The following is an 18,800-nucleotide window of genomic DNA, read 5'->3' as shown; positions in this document are numbered from 1 at the left end:
TGCGCGCGGAGTTTGAGCATGAGCCAGGAAGACCGTTTCATCGACATCGAGATCAAGCTCGCGCACCAGGAAGACCTGGTCGAGAGCCTGAACGAGACCATCTACCGCCAGGGCCGCCGCATCGACCAGCTCGAAGCCATGGTCGCCTCGCTGGTGGACCACGTCCGTACCCTGCAATCCACCCGCCAGGGTCCGGTCAACGAGAAACCGCCTCACTACTGACGGCGTTCGCCAGCATCGCGCCGAGCCGCTTGCCCAGGCACAGCAGGGTCAGCGTAGGCGGCAATCCCCAGGGCTGCGGAATCACCGAGGCATCGCACACATAGAGTCCCGGCGCGGCGCGCAGCTCGCTGTCCACGCCTTCGCCGATACGCACGCTGCCGCCCGGATGCGCGGCAAAATGGTGGGTCGTGAACAGCTGTTTCGCGCCCGCCTGTTCCAGGATCGTGCGCGCCATCCCGATCCCTTTTTCAAGACGCCCCCGGTCGCCCGGGCTCAGGCGCTTGTCCACCCAGCGCGGGCCGACCGCGCCGCCGATGTCGTCGCGGATCTTCACCATCAGGCTCAGCGTGCGCCGGTGCGCCGCGAGGCGGTCGACGCGGCCGGCCTGCAGCGCGAAGGCCGCGTACATCGGCGCCGGCAAAGTCAGGTCGGCCAGGGAAATCCCCTCCTGGTGGAAGCTGGCGCCGGCCGCCATCGGCACCTCGGCGCCGCCGTCGAGGTCCTCGACGCTGCCCATCACCGCCACCACCGGGTCGCTGAAGAAGGGCGCAAGGCGCGGGCCCAGGCCGGAGGCATGCAGCAGGCGCGGGCTGCCGATGCCGCCGCCCGCCAGCACCACCAGCGGCGCCCGTGCCTCGCGGTCGGCGCCGTCGCGCCGGAATGCCACGCCGGCCGCGCGGCCGTTTTCCATCAGCACGCGCCGCACCCGGCTGCGGTCCAGCAGCACGGCGCCGTGGGCGCAAGCCTGGTCGACGAAATCGCGCGCGCTCCACTTGGCGCCGTAGGGGCAGCCGTACACGCAGCGCCAGCAGCCGCTGCGGCAGGCCTGGGGACGGATCATCTTGTCGAGCTTTTCCCATTTGAGGCCGGCGGCGCGCGCAGCAAGCATGATGCGCGTGGCCATCGGGCCGACCAGGCTGTCGGGCAGGGGCGCCAGCGGCAGTTCCTCGCTCAGCGCGGCGAGGAAGGGCGCCAGGTCGATGCCGTGGGCCGCGAACATGGCAGGCGGGGGCGGGGCGGCGGTGGCGAAGTTCAGCGCCGAGCTGCCGCCCAGTCCGGTGCCGGCGACCAGCAGCGAGGCGTCGCGGTGCAGCCAGGCGCCGCGGCCGGGCAGCGCCATCGTGGCCATCTGGCCGAGCGTGCCGCGCAGGGGCGCGGCGCTGCCCTGCTCGAGGACGAGGACGCGGGCGCCCGCGCGCGCCAGTTCGCGCGCCGTGCTGGCGCCGCCGGGGCCGGTGCCGACGACGATGGCGTCGAAGGAGGATGCGGTAGAAGTATCCATGGTGTGAAGGCGGATGCTAGCACGCGCTTTTGAAACAAGGCTGATACATGGAGATACATGCCTGATACATACCGTTTTTGTTGTGACGGCATGCGTATTAGTTGCTATGATCTTCGCGCAACGGCTGTCGAGCACGCCCGGCAGCTCCTTCTCCAGCGTCCGAAAGATCCCATGAACCGACCACACCTGTTCATCGTTGCCGCCAGCCTCGCGTTATCGCATGCGGCCGCAGTCGCCGCACCTTCCGCAGCTTCCCTCGATGCCGCCAATCCGTTCGCCCAGCCCAGCAGCCTGCCGCTGAACTACCCGGCTTTCGACAAGATCAAGAACGAGCACTTCCTGCCGGCCTACGCCGCCGGCATGGCCGAGCACCTGCGCGAGATCGACGCGATCGCCACCAGCAAGGCGGCGCCGGCCTTCGACAACACCATCGTCGCCATGGAGCGCGCCGGCCAGATGCTGTCGCGCGTGGCCGCGGTGTTCTCCAACCTGCAGACCGCCAACACCAACGACGTGCTGGACGCGGTCGACCGCGAGATGTCGCCGAAACTGGCGGCCCACAACGACGCGATCTACCTGAACCCGGCCCTGTTCCAGCGCGTGAAGACCCTGCACGACAAGCGCGCCACCCTGGGGCTGGACGCCGAATCGAAGCACCTGCTCGAGCGCGTGTACAAGGAATTCGTGCGCGCGGGCGCCAACCTGTCCGCCGCCAACAAGAACAAGCTCAAGAAGTACAACGCCGAAATCGCCTCGCTGCAGTCCGACTTCTCGCAGCGCGTGCTGAAGGAAGCCAATGCCTCGGCCCTGGTCGTGGACACCCGCGAAGAATTGGCCGGCTTCTCGGATGCCGAGATCAATGCAGCCGCCGCCGAGGCCGAGAAGCGCGGCCTGAAGGGCAAGTACGCGATCGCCATCGTCAACACCAGCAGCCAGCCGGCGCTGTCCAGCCTCACCAACCGCACCACCCGCGAGCGCCTGATGGCCGCGTCGCTGAACCGCGGCAGCCGCGGCGGCCAGTTCGATTCGCGCGAGCTGGTGCTCAAGCTGGCCAAATTGCGCGCCGAACGCGCCGCGCTGCTGGGCTACCCGAACTATGCGGCCTACTCGCAGGAACTCGAGACTGCCAAGAACCCGGCTGCCGTGAACAAGCTGCTGGCCGAACTGGCCAAGCCGGCGGTGAACAACGCACGCAAGGAAGCGGCCGAGATCCAGAAGGTGATCGACAAGGAGAAGGGCGGCTTCCAGGTCGCCAGCTACGACTGGCCGATCTACCAGGACAAGGTGCGCGCCGCGAAGTACAACTTCGACGAGAACCAGCTGCGCCCTTACTTCGAGCTGAACCGCGTGCTGGTGGATGGCGTGTTCTTCGCCGCCACCAAGGAATACGGCATCACCTTCAAGGAGCGCAAGGACCTGCCGGTCTACGATCCGGACGTGCGCGTGTTCGACGTGTTCGACCACGACGGCAAGCAGCTGGCGATCTTCCTGTTCGACCCCTACGCCCGCGGCAACAAGCAGGGCGGCGCCTGGATGAACGAATACGTGTCGCAGTCGCAGCTGCTGGACAAGCGCCCGGTGGTCGGCAACCACCAGAACATCCCGAAGCCGCCGAAGGGTGAGCCAACCCTGCTGACCTACGACGAAGTGCGCACGATGTTCCATGAGTTCGGCCACGCGCTGCACGGCATGTTCTCGAACGTGAAGTACCCGCACTTCTCGGGCACCAACGTGCCGCGTGACTTCGTCGAGTACCCGTCGCAGGTCAACGAAATGTGGGCGATCTGGCCGGAAGTGCTGGCGAATTACGCCAAGCACCACCAGACCGGCGCGCCGATGCCGAAGGAACTGCTGGACAAGGTGGTCGCTTCCAAGAAGTTCAACCAGGGCTACATGACCACCGAGTACCTGGCCGCCTCGCTGCTCGACCAGCGCTGGCACCAGCTCAAGCCGAGCGAGATCCCGAGCGACGTGCTGGCCTTCGAAGCCAGGGCGCTGAAGGAAGCCGGCGTCGACTTCGCCCCGGTGCCGCCGCGCTACCGCACGACCTATTTCTCGCACTCGATGAACGGCGGCTACTCGGCCGGCTACTACGCCTACCTGTGGAGCGAGAAGCTCGACGCCGACACGGTGCAGTGGTTCACCCAGAGCGGCGGGCTGTCGCGCAAGAACGGCGACCACTTCCGCAAGACCCTGCTGTCGCGCGGCGGCAGCGCCGATGCGATGGACCTGTTCCGCAGCTTCCGCGGCCGCGACCCGGTCATCGAGCCGCTGCTGGAGCGCCGTGGCTTGACTGGCAACTAATCCCCTTACGCCGCATCTTCCCGCTGCCACGAGCGGCGGGGCGGGGGCGGCGTGTCGTTCGCAGTACCTAGATAGAAGAGACAATATGATTCGTCCACACGTCCTGCTGGTCGCCGCTGCCACCGCGGCTTCCACCCTGGCCTATGCCGCCCCCGCGTCGATGCTCGAAGCCTCGAACCCCTTCGCCAAGCCGAGCACCCTGCCGTTCCAGTACCCGGCCTGGGACAAGATCAAGAACGAGCATTTCGCCCCCGCCTTCGCCGAAGCGATGCGCCAGGAAACGCTCGAGATGGAAGCGATCGCCAACAACAAGGCCGCCGCTACTTTCGAGAACACCATCGTGGCGATGGAGCGCTCGGGCCAGCTCATGAACCGCGTCGGCGCCGCCTTCGGCACCCTGACCGGTTCCTATACCAACGACACCCTGATCGCCCTCGCCAAGGACCTGGCGCCGAAGCTGTCGGCCCACAATGACGCGATCCGCCTGAACCCGAAGCTGTACGCGCGCATCAAGTCGCTGTACGACAAGCGCAACAAGCTGGGCCTGGACGCCGAGTCGAAGTACCTGATCGAGCGCTACCACACCGACTTCGTACGCGCCGGCGCCAAGCTGTCCGACGCCGACAAGCAGAAGATGAAGGAGATGAACGGCCAGCTGGCCGCGCTGTCCACCCAGTTCGCCCAGAACGTGCTGAAGGAAGCCAATGCCTCGGCCCTGGTGGTCGACAGCCGCGCCGAACTGGCCGGCATGTCCGACAAGGCGATCGACGCCGCCGCCGCGGAGGGCAAGAAGCGCGGCCTGGACGGCAAGTTCGTGATCCCGGTCGTGAACACCACCCAGCAGGCCGGCCTGTCGGTACTGACCAACCGCGCCACCCGCGAAAAGCTGCTGGCGGCCTCGCTGGCGCGCGGCTCGCGCGGCGGCGACTACGACAACCGCGAGGTCGTGCTGAAGCTCGCCAAGCTGCGCGCCGAGCGCGCCGTGCTGCTGGGCTACCCGAACCACGCGGCCTATAACCTGGAAGACCAGACCGCCAAGAATACCAATGCCGTTAACCAACTGCTGGCCGACTTCGCCAAGCCGGCCGTGAACAACGCGCGCAAGGAAGCGGTCGAGATCCAGAAGGTGATCGACCAGGAGAAAGGCGGCTTCCAGGCCGCCGCCCACGACTGGGCCTTCTACAGCGACAAGGTACGCGCCGCCAAGTACGCCTTCGACGGCAACCAGTTGAAGCCGTATTTTGAACTGAACCGCGTGCTGGTCGACGGCGTGTTCTTCGCCGCGAACAAGGAATTCGGCATCAGCTTCAAGGAGCGCAAGGACCTGCCGACCTACGACCCGGACGTGCGCGTGTTCGACGTCTTCGACCACGACGGCAAGCAGCTGGCGATCTTCACCTTCGACCCCTACGCACGCTCCACCAAGCGCGGCGGCGCGTGGGCCAATGCCTGGGTCCCGCAGAGCAAACTGATGGGAACCAAGCCGGTCATCGCCAACAACCTGAACATCGCCAAGCCGGCGGCCGGCGAACCGACCCTGTTGACCTACGACGAAGTGCGCACCACCTTCCACGAGTTCGGCCATGCGCTGCACGGCATGTTCTCGGATGTGAAGTACCCGCGCTTCTCCGGCTCGCGCGTGCCGCGCGACTACGTCGAGTTCCCGTCGCAGGTGAACGAGATGTGGATGACCTGGCCGGAAGTGCTGGCCAACTATGCGAAGCACTACCAGACCGGCGCGCCGATGCCGAAGGAACTGCTGGACAAGGTGCAGGCCTCGCAGCAATTCAACGAAGGCTTCCGCACCACCGAGTACCTGGCGGCTTCCCTGCTCGACCAGGCCTGGCACCAGCTGTCGCCGAAGGAGATCCCGCTAGATGTGCTGGCCTTCGAGGGGGACGCGCTGAAGAAGGCGGGCGTGGACTTCGCCCTGGTGCCGCCGCGCTACCGCACCACCTATTTCTCGCATACCTTCGCGGGCGGCTACTCGGCCGGCTACTACGGCTACCTGTGGGCCGAGAAGCTGGACGCGGACACCGTCAACTGGTTCAAGGAAAACGGCGGCCTGACTCGCAAGAACGGCGACCACTTCCGCAAGACCCTGCTGTCGCGCGGCGGCACCATCGACGCGATGAAGATGTACCGCAACTTCAGCGGGCGCGATGCGCAGGTGCGTCCGCTGCTGGAACGCCGTGGGCTGACGGGCGAATAATCCGCCGCGTCATCGCGTAAAATCAGGGGAACCATGCCGGCGGCATGGTTCTCCTTTTTTTATGGCCTATGGCAGCAAGCGATGAGTGTTCAGTCTCTCCACGGTATTACCTTAGAATCCCTGTTAACCCGCCTCGTCGAGCATTACGGCTGGGAAGGCCTCGGCCGCCGGATCGACATTAATTGTTTCCAGAAAGACCCGAGCATCAAGTCGAGCCTGAAGTTTTTGCGTCGCACCCCATGGGCGCGCGAGCAGGTCGAGGCGCTGTACCTCGAGACCCGCTTCACCAACTAGCGAGAGCGACATGCTGAACGAGAACGAGAACCTGAATGAGCGCAATACCAGCCTGAAAGCGCACCTGAAAGCCCTGCACCGCCAGTTGCAGGAAACCGACAACGTCGATCCCGAACTGGAAACCCTGCTGCGCCAGCTCGACGGCGACATCGACCGGGCCCTGGCGCGCCAGGCCGAGAGCGAGCTCGACCTGAACACCTATGGCCTGTCTTCGCGTACCCAGGAGCTGGCGGCCCGCTTCAATGCGAAGCACCCGACCGTCTCGGCCGGCCTGCGCCAGCTCGGCAATATGCTGTCCAACATGGGAATCTAAGGACTAGCTGAGCCTACTGCCGTGCAGCAAGTCATTGATAAGTAAGCCATTTTTGGGTCGATGGGGCGACCCGAAAACGGTTTTCCGGTACAATACCGGCCAATGAACTCCCCAGTAAATCTCTTTGCGAGCGTGCCGAAGCGCTCCAGCCGCGCTGTCGCCGCGCCTTTCCTCCCGATGTCCCGTGCCGAAATGGACAAGCTCGGGTGGGATTCGTGCGACATCATCCTGGTCACCGGCGACGCCTACATCGACCATCCGAGCTTCGGGATGGCGCTGGTCGGCCGCCTGCTGGAAGCACAGGGCTACCGCGTCGGCATCATCAGCCAGCCGGACTGGACCTCGGTCGAGCCTTTCCGTGCGCTCGGCAAGCCGAACCTCTACTGGGGCATTACCGCCGGCAACATGGACTCGATGGTCAACCGCTATACGGCCGACCGCAAGATCCGTTCCGACGACGCCTACACCCCGAACGCCGAGCCGAACAAGCGTCCGGACCGCGCCGTCACCGTCTACTGCCAGCGCGCCCGCGAAGCCTTCCCGGGCGTGCCGGTCATCGCCGGCAGCATCGAAGCCTCGCTGCGCCGCATCGCCCACTACGACTACTGGTCGGACAAGGTGCGCCGCTCGGTGCTGTTCGAATCGAAGGCCGACCTGCTCATCTTCGGTAATGCCGAACGCGCCCTGGTGGACGTGACGCGCCGCATCGCCGCCGGCGAGAGCATCAAGAACATCCGCGACCTGCGCGGCACCGCCTTCCTGGTGCCGCACGGCTGGCTGCCCGACGAAGAGTGGAGCGTGCACAACTCGACCCGTGTCGACGTGCCGGGCCGCGTCGACCCGCATCCGAGCCCCTACGCGATGGCGCAGGAAGACACCACCGCCTGCGCCACCGAGAACGCGCAGCCGGAACCGGTAGTAAAGCCGGTGGTGATCATGACGCGCGAAGAACGCCAGGCCGCCGCCCGCGAAAAGGCGAGAAAAACCGTGGTGCGCCTGCCGTCCTTCGAGACCGTCAGCACCGACCCGGTGATGTACGCGCACGCCTCGCGCGTGTTCCACCTCGAGTCGAACCCGGGCAATGCGCGCGCCCTCGTGCAGCAGCACGGCGACCGCGACGTCTGGCTGAACGCGCCGCCGCTGCCGCTGGCCATGGACGAAATGGACAACGTCTACGACCTGCCGTACGCGCGCGCCCCGCACCCGAGCTACGGCAAGGCCCATATCCCGGCCTGGGAAATGATCCGCTATTCGGTCAACATCATGCGCGGCTGTTTCGGCGGCTGCACCTTCTGCTCGATCACCGAGCACGAAGGCCGCATCATCCAGAGCCGCTCGGAACCCTCGATCCTGCGCGAGATCGAACTGATCCGCGACACCACCAAGAACTTCGCCGGCACCATCACCGACCTGGGCGGCCCGACGGCCAATATGTACCGCCTGGCCTGCAAGGACAAGAAGATCGAGGAATCCTGCCGCCGCCTCTCCTGCGTGTACCCAACGATCTGCAGCAACCTGGGCACCGACCACAGCAAATTAATCTCTTTGTACCGCAAGGCTCGCGCCATCCCTGGGATCAAGAAGATCCTGATCGGTTCCGGCCTGCGCTACGACCTGGCGGTGCGCTCGCCCGAGTACGTGAAGGAACTCGTCACCCACCACGTGGGCGGCCTGCTGAAGATCGCGCCGGAGCACACCGAGCAGGGCACCTTGTCGAAGATGATGAAGCCGGGTATCGGCGCCTACGACGAGTTCAAGCGCCTGTTCGACAAGTACTCGATCGAGGCCGGCAAGAAGCAGTACCTGATCCCCTACTTCATCGCAGCCCACCCGGGTTCGACCGACGAGGACATGCTGAATTTGGCCCTGTGGCTGAAGAAGAACAACTTCAAGCTCGACCAGGTGCAGACCTTCACGCCGACGCCGATGGCGATGGCGACCACCATGTACCACTCGGGCAAGAACCCGCTGGCGAAGGTGACCGAGGATTCGGAAGTCGTCGAGACCGCGAAGAGCGGCAAGACGCGCAAGCTGCACAAGGCCTTCCTGCGCTACTACGATCCGGAGAACTGGCCGGTCATCCGCAAGGGCCTGCGCCGCATGGGCCGCGCTGACCTGATCGGCAACGGCGAGCGCCACCTGGTGCCGGCGACCGACGAGGGCGCCACGATGGTGCGCGAAGACCGGCGCGTGCCGGGTGGCGTACCGAAGGGCCGCACGATCGAGGTGGCGCCGAAGCGTGCCGCACGTGGCGGCGAGCGCAAGCCTGCGTCGACGCCCTTCGTGGCGCCGCCGTCGAAGGTCAAGCCGTCGATCCTGTCGACCATCAAGAGCAAGCCAAAGCGTTAATTCATAATCCGGCGTTCGGCGTCGGCGCCCCGCGCCGTTCGCGCGCGATGTCCAGGTCCACGCTGGCCTGGCGCGTGCGCAGCGCGCGCGCATAGCGGTGCCGCGCGCGCAGGCGCGGATTGGTCACCAGCCGGCCCAGGGTCTCGCCCACCACCATCACCACGCCCAGCAGCGGCAGCACCAGCATCAGCCCGACCACGCCGGCCAGCGCGCCGCCGATGAAGATCATCAGTACCGTCACCAGCGGATGCACGCGGATGCTGCGCCCCAGGGTCAGCGGCATGAACACGAAGTCGTCCAGCAGGCGCACCAGCACGAACACGCCGATCGCGCCGTAGGCGATGAAGGGATTGCTGGGCGCATCGGTCGAGGCCACGATCACCACCAGCACGCAGCCGACCACCGAGCCCACGAAGGGGACCCAGGCCAGCACCGCCGACATCAGGCCGAGCAGCAGCGGCGACGAGACGCCGATGGTCCACAGGCCCAGCGCCAGCACCGCGGTATCGAGCACGGTCAGCTTGAGCAGGCCGTCGAAATAGCGGCGCGCGGTCTGGTCGACTTCGTGCAGCAGGTACAAGGCGCGCTCAAAGTAGGCGTTCGGCACTGCGCGCGCCAGGAATTTCTTGAAACGCAGGCCGTCGCGCAGGAAGAAGAAGGTGAGGAAGGGCGCCAGCAGCAGCGAGGGCACCCAGGTCGCCAGCGCCACCAGGATCTCGCCCAAGTGCTTCTCGGCGAAGTTGTCGGTGTGGGTGCGGAAGATCGCGTTGACGGTCGAGGTCAGGTGCATCTCGGCCAGCAGCGGGAACTTCTTCTCCAGCAGGGTCATGGTGTTGTGCACGAAGGCGATCCCGCCGTCGAGGTAGAGGCCGACCGTCTTTTCCCAGGAATCTTCTTCCGGCCCGCGGCTCCACGAGAAGGCGGCGGTCAGGGCCAGCGTGAGGAAGGCGAAGAACAGCAGGCAGACCAGCATCGCCGCGGCATTGCGGCTATGGCCGGCGCGCACCAGGCGCTGCATCGGCCCGACCAGGATGTAATGCAGCACCCCGCCGAAGAGGAAGGGCAGGGCCAGCCACAGCATCTGCTGCACGACCAGCAGCAGCACGCAGGTGGCGGCGATGATCCCGGTCCAGACCACCGGACCGGCGCGCTCGCTGCTGTTCATAGGGCTTCCAGCTGGGGACGGCCGGTGCCCATCCATTCGCGCAGGCGCAGGCCGATGTGGCGTGCCAGCGCCAGCGAGATCTTGTAGCCGATCACGGCGTCGGTTTCGAGCAGCCCCAGGAAGTCGGCGCGGAAGAACACCGCCATCTCGCAGGGCTCGACGGCGCGCGCCTGGGCATTGCGCGGCGAATTGTCGAGCAGGGCGAGGTCGCCGAAAAAGCTGCCCGGCTCGAGCTCGGCCACGACCTGGTTGCTGCCCTGGTGGAGCTTGTTGATCACTACCCGGCCGCTCATGATCAGGTACAGGGCCTGGCCTTCTTCGCCTTCGTCGAAGACGATTTCGTCGGTCAGGTAGCGGCGCTCGTGCAGCAGGCCGTCGACGATTTTCAGTTCCAGGGGCGTCAGCGTCGAGAACAGCGAGGTGTTCTTCAGGCGATGCAGGCGCGGCGACATCTTGGGCGGCTTGAGGAAACCGAAAATCACGATTGCTCCGGAATGGTGCGTTAGGTTGTTGTCGGATGATTATCCGCTATCAAGTGCTGCTGTGCATCAAAAACTGTGTCTCGGAAGTGTCTCGGTAAAAAGTGTTGCGCTTTGCTCATGTTGGTTTGTTGTCTGTTCAATTGTACGGCCCCGGGCGATAAAACCGTGTAACATTAATTCTCTGCGGAAATATATATTGTACGTTTAATATGATTGTAGTGTTGGCATCGCCGCTTCAGCACCGGGAACCGTCGTGATCGACATCCCTTCCTTTGTATTGGCGCTTGGCGTCGGCAACATCGCATTCGCCGTGCTCATGGCCGGCTACACCCATGGCGCCGCGCCCAGTCCGGGGCTGCGCCTGTGGATGTGGGCACGCTTCGGCATCGGCCTGTGCCAGCTGCTCGGATGGAGCCGGCCCTACCTGGACATGCCGGCGCTGAACGGCGTCGAGGGCGCCAGCTGGATTCTCGCGATTTCGCTGGAGGTGGCCGCTTACTGCATCTTCTTCGGCTTCGAACGTTGGCAACGCATCCTGGTGCCGGTGTCGGCGCTGGCGCTGGCCGTCGTGCTGGCGGCCGGCAGCGCCGGCGCACCGGTGCGCCACCTGACCGCGCTGGTGGCCGGCGTGGTTGCCCTGTTCGCTGCGGCGATGGCCTCGATCCTGTTGCGCCCGCGCCGCCGTGCATCGCTGCTGCAGCGGATCATCGGCGTCAATGACGCCGTGTTCGCGGTATCGGTGGTCCTGTGGGCCGTCGGTTGCCTCGGCAAAGTGGGTCCGGCCGGGCAGTGCACCGCACAGGAATACGCCTACCTGGCCGGCTACCTCCTGATGATCGTGAACGGCTTCGGCTTCCTGTTGCTATGCAAGGAGAAGGACGATGCCGAAATGGCGCGCCTGGCCACCACCGACAGCCTGACCGGCCTGCCGAACCGCCACGCCTTCCTCGAGCGCGCCGAGCAGGCGCGCCAGGCCGCGCTGCGTCAGCGCCAGCCGCTGGCACTGGCGATGATGGACATCGACCATTTCAAGCAGATCAACGACCGCTTCGGACATGCCACGGGAGATGAAGCCCTGGTCGTGTTCGCCCGTATCTTGCGCGAGACCCTGCGTGCGCATGAGACCGTCGGAAGGTTGGGCGGGGAAGAGTTTGCGATGGTGTTGCCGGCGACGGATTTGGGCGGGGCCTTGCATGCTGCGGAACGGCTGCGGCAGGCGGTGCGGGAGGCGATGGTGATTACCAGCGGCACGCCGTATACGATGACGGTCAGTATCGGGGTGGTGGTGCTGGATCCGAACGAGACGCTGGGGATGGGGCTGGCGCGGGCGGATCATGCGCTGTATGCGGCGAAGAGTGGGGGGAGGGATCGGGTCGAAGCTGGCAGACCGCAGCAGCGTAGAGCCTGACATCTCAAAGCGGACCGGGCTCGCGGCCCGCCGTAATCCTCCCCACTGGGGAGGATTACTCCGCAGGGACGAATGCTCTGATAGAAAAGAAAAAGGGTCCGACTTCTCGGACCCTTTCCTTTATAACTGGCGGAGCGGACGGGGCTCGAACCCGCGACCCCCGGCGTGACAGGCCGGTATTCTAACCAACTGAACTACCGCTCCGTTTACTCTGATCATTACTTCGATCGACCATCTGAATTGCGTGGTGGGCGCTGAGAGGCTCGAACTCCCGACCTAATCCTTGTAAGGGATCCGCTCTACCAACTGAGCTAAGCGCCCGGCTTTCTATTCAGAGGTTTCTGTCTGACGCTTGTCATTGCGTCCGAAGAGGCCCGAATTATAGAGGTTGGAATTCGAGGTGTGCAAGGGTTTTTGAAAAAAAATTGAAAACCCCGGTTTTCACCGTCGCGGCGCTTTTGTGTGAAGATCATGGCTTGCCCCAGACGAGAACCGACCATGCTCACCGCCCACCCGCTGCTGCTGCACCTGTTCGAAGCCGCCATGGCCGCCGCCGATCCCTATCACCTGATCGCGCCGCACCTGCCGCCGCCGCCAAAGGGACGGACCCTGGTGCTGGGCGCCGGCAAGGCGGCCGCGCGCATGGCCGAGGCGGTGGAGCGCCACTGGCAGGGGCCCTTGGCGGGCCTGGTGGTCACGCGCTACGGCCATGGCGCGCCGACCCGCCACATCGAGGTGATCGAAGCCGGCCATCCGGTGCCGGACGCCGCCGGCGAAGCGGCGGCCCGGCGCATGCTGGAAGCGGCCGCGGGGCTGGGGCCGGACGACCTGGTGCTGTGCCTGGTGTCGGGCGGGGGCTCGGCCCTGATGTCGCTGCCCGCGCCCGGCATCAGCTTCGAGGAAAAGCGCGCGCTGAACCGCGAGCTGCTGCGCTGCGGCGCGCCGATCGGCGAGATGAACCGCGTGCGGCGCCACCTGTCGGCGATCAAGGGCGGGCGGCTGGCGCTGGCCTGCCATCCGGCGCGCGTGGTGACGCTGGTGGTGTCGGACGTGCCGGGCGACGATCCGGCCGTGGTCGCCTCGGGGCCGACCGTCCCCGACGGCAGCACCGGCCTTGACGCGCTCGCCATCCTCGAGAAATACGGCATCGCCGTTTCCGACAAGGTCCGTGCGCTGCTGGCCGATCCACAGCTGGCCGCGCCGTTGCCGGGCGACCCGCGCCTGGCGCGCAACGAGACCCATGTCATCGTCACCGCCCAGCAAGCGCTCGATGCCGCGGCCAGTGCCGCGCGCACCGCCGGCTATGCGCCGCTGATCCTGTCCTCGAGCATGGAAGGCGAGGCGCGCGAGGTCGCGCTGGTGCATGCCGGGATCGCGCGCCAGGTCCTGCAGCATGGGCAGCCCTTGCCCGCGCCCTGCGTCATCCTGTCCGGCGGCGAAACCAGCGTCACCGTGCGGGGACAGGGCAGGGGCGGGCGCAACGTCGAATTCCTGCTGGCTTTGGCCGTCGCGCTCGACGGCCTGCCGGGCGTGCATGCGATCGCCGCCGACACCGACGGCATCGACGGCACCGAGGACAATGCCGGCGCCTGGCTGGCGCCGGGCACGCTGGCGCGGGCACGCGCGCAAGGCCTGGATGCGCGGGCGCGCCTGCTGGACAACGACGGCTACGGCTTCTTCGGTGCGCTCGGCCAGCTGGTGGTCACGGGCCCGACTCGCACCAATGTCAACGATTTCCGCGCCATCGTCATCGAAACGGATGTGTTGTAACAAGGTTGCAAAAAGCGCCAAACGTTCCGTTTCTCCTTGCTATTGCACGTATTCATCATTGACAATACGCGCTTTATCAAACCGGCAAGCTTAAGACATCCGCAAGATGCACTGCCGAAGACAAGAGAGAACGGGGACATCGGTTCTTTTATCAATCCACAGGAAAAACTCCATGATGAAGATGTCCAAGATGCACAGGCGCGTTCTGGCCGCACTGGCACTGACCGCCGCCATGCCGGTCCAGGCCCAGACCACCGCGGCCAGCCAGGCCCCGGAATTGCAGACCGTCACCGTGACCGCGCAGCGCCGCACCGAAAACATCCGCGAAGTACCGGTGTCCGTCACCGCGCTCAAGGGCGAAAAGCTCGACGTCCTGATCTCCGGCGGCGAAGACATCCGCCTGCTGGCCGGCAAGGTGCCGAGCCTGAACGTCGAATCCTCCAATGGCCGTACCTTCCCGCGCTTCTACATCCGCGGCTACGGCAACACCGATTTCAATACCTTCGCCTCGCAGCCGGTCTCGCTGGTGTATGACGACGTGGTGCAGGAAAACCCGATCCTGAAGGGCTTCCCGATCTTCGACCTGGCCAGCGTCGAAGTGCTGCGCGGCCCGCAGGGCACGCTGTTCGGCCGCAACACCCCGGCCGGCGTGGTCAAGTTCGAATCCGAGCGTCCGAAGCTGGGCAAGACCGAGGGCTACTACAACCTGTCGCTGGCGAGCCGCGAAACCGCCAACGTCGAAGGCGCGGTCAACGTGCCGCTGTCCGACAAGTGGGCGATGCGCGTGTCGGCCGTCGGCCAGCACCGCGACGACTACGTCGACAACTTCGCCGACGTGGCGAAAAACCAGAAGCGTAACGAACTCGACGGCTACAACGAGCACGCCGAGCGCGTCCAGTTCCTGTACAGCCCGGACAGCAGCTTCAACGCCCTGCTGAACCTGCACCAGCGCAACACCAACGGCAGCGCCCGCCTGTTCCGCGCGAACCTGATCCAGAAGGGGTCGAACAAGATCGTCCCGGGTTACGACCTCGACAGCATCGTCACCAACGCCGACAACTGGCAGCGCCTGAAGACCAACGGCGCCAACCTGCGCCTGAGCTGGGACCTCGGCAGCGTGCGCCTGTTCTCGATCACCGGCTACGAGCACGTCAGCGACTACTACAGCCGCGGCGACATCGACGGCGGCACCCCGGCCGGCCCGGGCTTCATCCCCTTCCAGGTCCAGACCGGCGGCTATATCAGCGACCTCGACCAGTACACCCAGGAATTCCGCGTCGAATCGCAGAATGCCGGCCCGCTGAACTGGCAGACCGGCCTCTACTTCTTCGACGAAGACGCGACCGGCGGCAGCGACAACTTCAACAACGCCGGCGCGCGCACCTCGCGCCTGGTCAGCAACCAGAAGAACGACGCCTGGGCCGCCTTCGCCTCGGTGAACTACACCATCAGCCCGGACTGGACCGTCCGCGGCGGCGTGCGCTACACCAAGGACGAGAAGGAATTCGGCACCCTGGTGAACGAAAACGTCACCCAGATCGGCCCGCGTTCGGTGAGCACCAGCCAGGACAAGTTCAACTGGGACCTGTCGGCAACGTACAAGCTGAGCCCGACCGTGAACGTCTACGGCCGCGTGGCCACCGGCTTCCGCGCCCCGAGTATCGCGGCCGCCTCGGCCGCGGTGCCGATCACCGTCGCCGATTCGGAAACCATCACTTCCTACGAGCTGGGCCTGAAGGCCGACCTGTTCGAGCGCCGCGCCCGCACCTCGTTCTCGGTGTATGACTACACCGTCAAGGACCAGCAGCTGACCGTGGTGGGCGGCAATTCGAACGTCAACCGCCTGATCAATGCCGACCGCACCAAGGGCAAGGGCGCCGAGTTCGACTTCGAAGCGGCCGTCAGCACCGCCCTGCGCGTGAGCGCCGGCGCGAGCTACAATTACACCCAGATCCGCGACGCCAGCCTGTCGGTGAACCGTTGCGGTTCGTGCACCGTGACCGATCCGGTGAACGCCGCCGGCCGCGTCGTCATCAACGGCAACCCGCTGCCGCAGGCGCCACGCTGGACCGTCAACGCGACCGCCCGCTACGGCGTGCCGTTCCGCGACGGCGAGCTGTACTTCTTCACCGACTGGTCCTACCGCAGCAAGATCAACTTCTTCCTGTATGAAGCGACCGAGTTCGAAGGTAGCCCGCTGACGGAAGGCGGCGTGCGTCTGGGCTACATCTTCGGTGGCGGCAAATACGAAGTGGCAGCCTTCGGCCGTAACGTGCTCGACCAGCGCCGCATCACCGGCGCCATCGACTTCAACAACCTGACCGGCTTCACCAACGAGCCGCGCCAGTGGGGCGTGCAGTTCAAGGGCAACTTCTGACCTATCCCCATCCTATGACGAGGCCGCGCTTGCGCGGCCTTTTTTGTTCTTGAGCCCGGCCAAAATGTGCTTCTTTACCCTATCAAAAGAGAAAGCATTTTGAGATATATCAACACAATTGTGGCATACGTTATTTGCCAAAATTAACGTTTCACCGAAGAAAACGTGTTTTTGCAACAGTTGATTGTCACAGTGTTGTTAATACACCGAAATTGTATCGGATTGTCACGCACAACCTCTTCCTTTCGTATTACGCTGTTTTTCGCCGCAATCAGACGGCGCCGGCAAGACCGGAAACCAATGACACAGGCGAGGGTCATTTCGCTTGACGGAAAACACTAATAAGGAAGAAACATGAAGCAATCGCATTCGATTCATCCTGCAATGTTGAAGATGTGCGCTGCAATCTCGCTCGTATTCGTGGCGGCTTCGGCCGGCGCAGCCGAGCAGAAATTCATCGTGGAGACAGACCGTATCATTGTGAAGTACAAGGACGCAGTGCCGGATGGCAAGGACGCTGCCAAGGATGCGGCCAAGGCCGCCAAGGTGGCCCTGAAGGCGGATCGCAAGGCCAAGCTGGACCGTGCAGGCCAGGAATTCGGCATGACCGTTGCCGAGAGCCATGCGATCTCGACCGGCGCCCACGTGTTCAAGCTGAACGGCCGCAAGCACCTCGACGAGGTGAAAAAGCTGGCCGCCGAAATGATGGCGCGCGACCCGGAGATCGAATACGCCGAGCCGGACCGCATCATGACCCACATGGCGACGGCGAACGACCCCTACTACGCCCAGCAGTGGCACTACACCGACACCACCGGCGGCCTGCGCCTGCCGACCGCCTGGGATCTGTCGACCGGCAGCGGCGTGGTCGTGGCCGTGATCGACACCGGCTATCGTCCGCATGCCGACATGAGCGGCCAGAACCTGGCAGGCTATGACTTCATCAGCACCGCCACCGTTGGCAACGACGGCAACGGCCGCGACAGCGATGCGAGCGATCCGGGTGACTGGGTGGCCGCGGGCGAATGCGGCACCGGCTCGCCGGCCTCGGGCTCGAGCTGGCACGGCACCCACGTGGCCGGCACGATTGCCGCCAAGACCAACAACAGCCTGGGCGTGGCCGGTGTCGCATACAACGCCAAGATCGTACCGGTGCGCGTGCTCGGCAAGTGCGGCGGCTACACCTCGGACATCGCCGATGCGATCACCTGGTCGTCGGGCGGCACCGTGAGCGGCGTGCCGGCCAACGCCAACAAGGCGAAGGTGCTGAACATGTCGCTGGGCGGCACCGGCGCCTGCGACGCCACCACCCAGACCGCGATCAACGGCGCCCGTTCGCGCGGTTCGGTCGTCGTCGTGGCGGCCGGTAACGACAACATGAACGTCAGCAACGCCAGCCCGGCGAACTGCTCGGGCGTGATCGCCGTGGCAGCCACCGGCAAGACCGGCGGCCGTGCTTCGTACTCGAACTACGGCACCCTGGTCGACGTGGCGGCGCCTGGCGGCGACGGCAGCTTCAGCGTGATCTCGACCCTGAACGCGGGCACCAGCTCGCCGGGCGCCGACAACTACGCCGGCTACCAGGGCACCTCGATGGCGACCCCGCACGTGGCCGGCGTGGCTGCGCTGATGTTCGCCGCCAAGTCGACCCTGACCGTGGACGATGTCGAAAGCATGCTGAAGTCGAGCGCGCGCGCCTTCCCGGCGACCTGCTCGGGCTGCGGCACCGGCATCGTGGACGCGACCGCGGCGGTGAATGCGGCGCTGGGCACGACCCCGCCGCCCGGCCCGACCATCACCGAAGTCGAGTCGAACAACACGACCGGCACCGCCAGCCTGATCTCGACCAGTGGCACCACCGTCAACGGCACCATGGCAAGCACGACCGACACCGATTACTACCGTGTCGATCTGCCGGCCGGCAAAACGCTGAGTTCGGTCCTGACCCCGGGTCTGAGCACTGCCGACTATGACCTGTTCGTGTACAACAGCGCAGGCACGCTGCTGGGCAAGAGCGAGAACGGCGCAGGCGCGGTCGACAGCTACGCCACCGCCAACACCGGCACCACCACCTCGACCCGCTATGTCCGCGTGGTCTACTACAGCGGCGGCACCGGCGCGACCAACGGCAAGTACACCCTGAAGATGACCTGGTAAGTCAAAGGACGAAGCGGCGCGCTCCCCTGCGCCGGCTTCATCCGGAACGCGCGGCTTGCCGCGCGTTCTTTTTGCCGCGCGTTCTTTTTGGCAATGGGATGGACCCCCCTCCCGAAACGGCATCGATGTGCCAAAGTGGAAGTGTCAACTGACCACGACATCGAGGGGGGCGTCATCATGAAGATTACGACAATTGGCATTGACTTGGCAAAGGATGCATTCCAAGTTCACGGCATAGGTGAGCAAGGCATGACGCGGCTGATGCCGAGGCCGTCTGCGAGGCAGTCCGTCAGCCAACAATGCGCTTCGTCCCGATCAATACGGTCGACCAGCAGAGCATTCTTGCGGTGAGGTACTCTGATTTTTTCGGACACTCTTGTTTGGTAAAGTTCACCAACAGGAGCTTTTATGATGACATTGAAGAAGACGTACACCCCGGAACTCAAGGAAGAAGCCGTGAAGCTG

13 protein-coding genes, 2 tRNA genes and 1 pseudogene are annotated in these 18,800 nt (G+C 65.1%); 11 read left to right on the top strand and 5 right to left on the bottom strand.

Going from position 1 to position 18,800, the window contains the following annotated elements; all coding sequences use genetic code 11:
* Positions 1–18: 18 nt before the first annotated feature.
* Positions 19–222 (top strand): SlyX family protein, encoded by a 204-nt coding sequence (locus AC56LK_RS12575; RefSeq protein WP_497184846.1) that lies wholly within the window; start codon positions 19–21, stop codon positions 220–222.
* On the opposite strand, the gene AC56LK_RS12570 is transcribed toward AC56LK_RS12575, so the two are convergent.
* On the bottom strand, positions 197–1,504 hold the full coding sequence (locus AC56LK_RS12570) for an FAD-dependent oxidoreductase (protein WP_497184845.1): 1,308 nt from the start codon (positions 1,502–1,504) through the stop codon (positions 197–199). The two genes, AC56LK_RS12575 and AC56LK_RS12570, sit on opposite strands and share 26 nt — an antisense overlap.
* A 171-nt stretch (positions 1,505–1,675) precedes the next feature.
* On the opposite strand from AC56LK_RS12570, the gene AC56LK_RS12565 reads away from it, so the two are divergent.
* From AC56LK_RS12565 to AC56LK_RS12545, 5 genes are all read left to right on the top strand, one after another.
* On the top strand, positions 1,676–3,808 hold the full coding sequence (locus tag AC56LK_RS12565) for a M3 family metallopeptidase (protein ID WP_497184844.1): 2,133 nt from the start codon (positions 1,676–1,678) through the stop codon (positions 3,806–3,808).
* Positions 3,809–3,893: 85 nt separating this feature from the next.
* Positions 3,894–6,020, top strand: coding sequence for a M3 family metallopeptidase (locus AC56LK_RS12560; protein ID WP_497184843.1), 2,127 nt, complete (start codon positions 3,894–3,896; stop codon positions 6,018–6,020).
* An 81-nt stretch (positions 6,021–6,101) separates the two neighbouring features.
* Positions 6,102–6,314, top strand: coding sequence for a VF530 family protein (locus AC56LK_RS12555; RefSeq protein WP_027866485.1), 213 nt, complete (start codon positions 6,102–6,104; stop codon positions 6,312–6,314).
* Between the two features lie 10 nt (positions 6,315–6,324).
* Complete coding sequence (locus AC56LK_RS12550) at positions 6,325–6,627, top strand: DUF4404 family protein (protein WP_497184842.1); 303 nt, start codon at positions 6,325–6,327, stop codon at positions 6,625–6,627.
* Between the two features lie 102 nt (positions 6,628–6,729).
* Positions 6,730–8,976: a YgiQ family radical SAM protein gene (locus tag AC56LK_RS12545; RefSeq protein ID WP_497184841.1), complete on the top strand. Its 2,247-nt coding sequence runs from the start codon at positions 6,730–6,732 to the stop codon at positions 8,974–8,976.
* Position 8,977: 1 nt separating this feature from the next.
* On the opposite strand, the gene AC56LK_RS12540 is transcribed toward AC56LK_RS12545, so the two are convergent.
* A complete protein-coding gene (locus AC56LK_RS12540) occupies positions 8,978–10,141 on the bottom strand; it encodes an AI-2E family transporter (protein ID WP_497184840.1) in 1,164 nt (387 codons plus the stop codon).
* Complete coding sequence (locus AC56LK_RS12535) at positions 10,138–10,623, bottom strand: cyclic nucleotide-binding domain-containing protein (RefSeq protein WP_436103826.1); 486 nt, start codon at positions 10,621–10,623, stop codon at positions 10,138–10,140. The genes AC56LK_RS12540 and AC56LK_RS12535 overlap by 4 nt, the downstream gene beginning before the upstream one ends.
* A 253-nt stretch (positions 10,624–10,876) precedes the next feature.
* On the opposite strand from AC56LK_RS12535, the gene AC56LK_RS12530 reads away from it, so the two are divergent.
* The gene (locus tag AC56LK_RS12530) at positions 10,877–12,031 is read left to right on the top strand and encodes a GGDEF domain-containing protein (protein ID WP_497184839.1); all 1,155 of its coding nucleotides are present in this window, start codon (positions 10,877–10,879) and stop codon (positions 12,029–12,031) included.
* 127 nt (positions 12,032–12,158) lie between these two features.
* Here AC56LK_RS12530 and AC56LK_RS12525 read toward each other — a convergent pair.
* Both AC56LK_RS12525 and AC56LK_RS12520 read right to left on the bottom strand, forming a co-directional pair.
* A tRNA-Asp gene (locus AC56LK_RS12525) sits at positions 12,159–12,235 on the bottom strand.
* A 41-nt stretch (positions 12,236–12,276) separates the two neighbouring features.
* Positions 12,277–12,352 (bottom strand) — tRNA-Val (locus tag AC56LK_RS12520).
* Between the two features lie 177 nt (positions 12,353–12,529).
* On the opposite strand from AC56LK_RS12520, the gene AC56LK_RS12515 reads away from it, so the two are divergent.
* From AC56LK_RS12515 to AC56LK_RS12500, 4 genes and pseudogenes are all read left to right on the top strand, one after another.
* A complete protein-coding gene (locus AC56LK_RS12515) occupies positions 12,530–13,801 on the top strand; it encodes a glycerate kinase type-2 family protein (protein WP_497184838.1) in 1,272 nt (423 codons plus the stop codon).
* 172 nt (positions 13,802–13,973) lie between these two features.
* Complete coding sequence (locus AC56LK_RS12510) at positions 13,974–16,178, top strand: TonB-dependent receptor (protein ID WP_497184837.1); 2,205 nt, start codon at positions 13,974–13,976, stop codon at positions 16,176–16,178.
* Between the two features lie 354 nt (positions 16,179–16,532).
* Positions 16,533–18,335, top strand: coding sequence for a S8 family peptidase (locus AC56LK_RS12505; RefSeq protein WP_497184836.1), 1,803 nt, complete (start codon positions 16,533–16,535; stop codon positions 18,333–18,335).
* Positions 18,336–18,580: 245 nt separating this feature from the next.
* Positions 18,581–18,685 (top strand): annotated as a pseudogene (locus tag AC56LK_RS12500) (IS110 family transposase); the annotation flags it as partial.
* Between the last annotated feature and the right edge of the window lie 115 nt (positions 18,686–18,800).

The sequence above is a fragment of the Telluria sp. ZB4P36 genome (genome assembly GCF_059685865.1).
This window is presented reverse-complemented; position numbering and strand designations above follow the sequence as displayed.

What these genes read in the sequence shown, in the direction of transcription:
- AC56LK_RS12575 (WP_497184846.1), top strand. Translation starts at nt 19, where the DNA reads ATGAGCCAGGAAGACCGTTTCATCGACATCGAGATCAAGCTCGCGCAC.
- AC56LK_RS12570 (WP_497184845.1), bottom strand. Translation starts at nt 1,504, where the DNA reads ATGGATACTTCTACCGCATCCTCCTTCGACGCCATCGTCGTCGGCACC.
- AC56LK_RS12565 (WP_497184844.1), top strand. Translation starts at nt 1,676, where the DNA reads ATGAACCGACCACACCTGTTCATCGTTGCCGCCAGCCTCGCGTTATCG.
- AC56LK_RS12560 (WP_497184843.1), top strand. Translation starts at nt 3,894, where the DNA reads ATGATTCGTCCACACGTCCTGCTGGTCGCCGCTGCCACCGCGGCTTCC.
- AC56LK_RS12555 (WP_027866485.1), top strand. Translation starts at nt 6,102, where the DNA reads ATGAGTGTTCAGTCTCTCCACGGTATTACCTTAGAATCCCTGTTAACC.
- AC56LK_RS12550 (WP_497184842.1), top strand. Translation starts at nt 6,325, where the DNA reads ATGCTGAACGAGAACGAGAACCTGAATGAGCGCAATACCAGCCTGAAA.
- AC56LK_RS12545 (WP_497184841.1), top strand. Translation starts at nt 6,730, where the DNA reads ATGAACTCCCCAGTAAATCTCTTTGCGAGCGTGCCGAAGCGCTCCAGC.
- AC56LK_RS12540 (WP_497184840.1), bottom strand. Translation starts at nt 10,141, where the DNA reads ATGAACAGCAGCGAGCGCGCCGGTCCGGTGGTCTGGACCGGGATCATC.
- AC56LK_RS12515 (WP_497184838.1), top strand. Translation starts at nt 12,530, where the DNA reads ATGCTCACCGCCCACCCGCTGCTGCTGCACCTGTTCGAAGCCGCCATG.
- AC56LK_RS12510 (WP_497184837.1), top strand. Translation starts at nt 13,974, where the DNA reads ATGATGAAGATGTCCAAGATGCACAGGCGCGTTCTGGCCGCACTGGCA.
- AC56LK_RS12505 (WP_497184836.1), top strand. Translation starts at nt 16,533, where the DNA reads ATGAAGCAATCGCATTCGATTCATCCTGCAATGTTGAAGATGTGCGCT.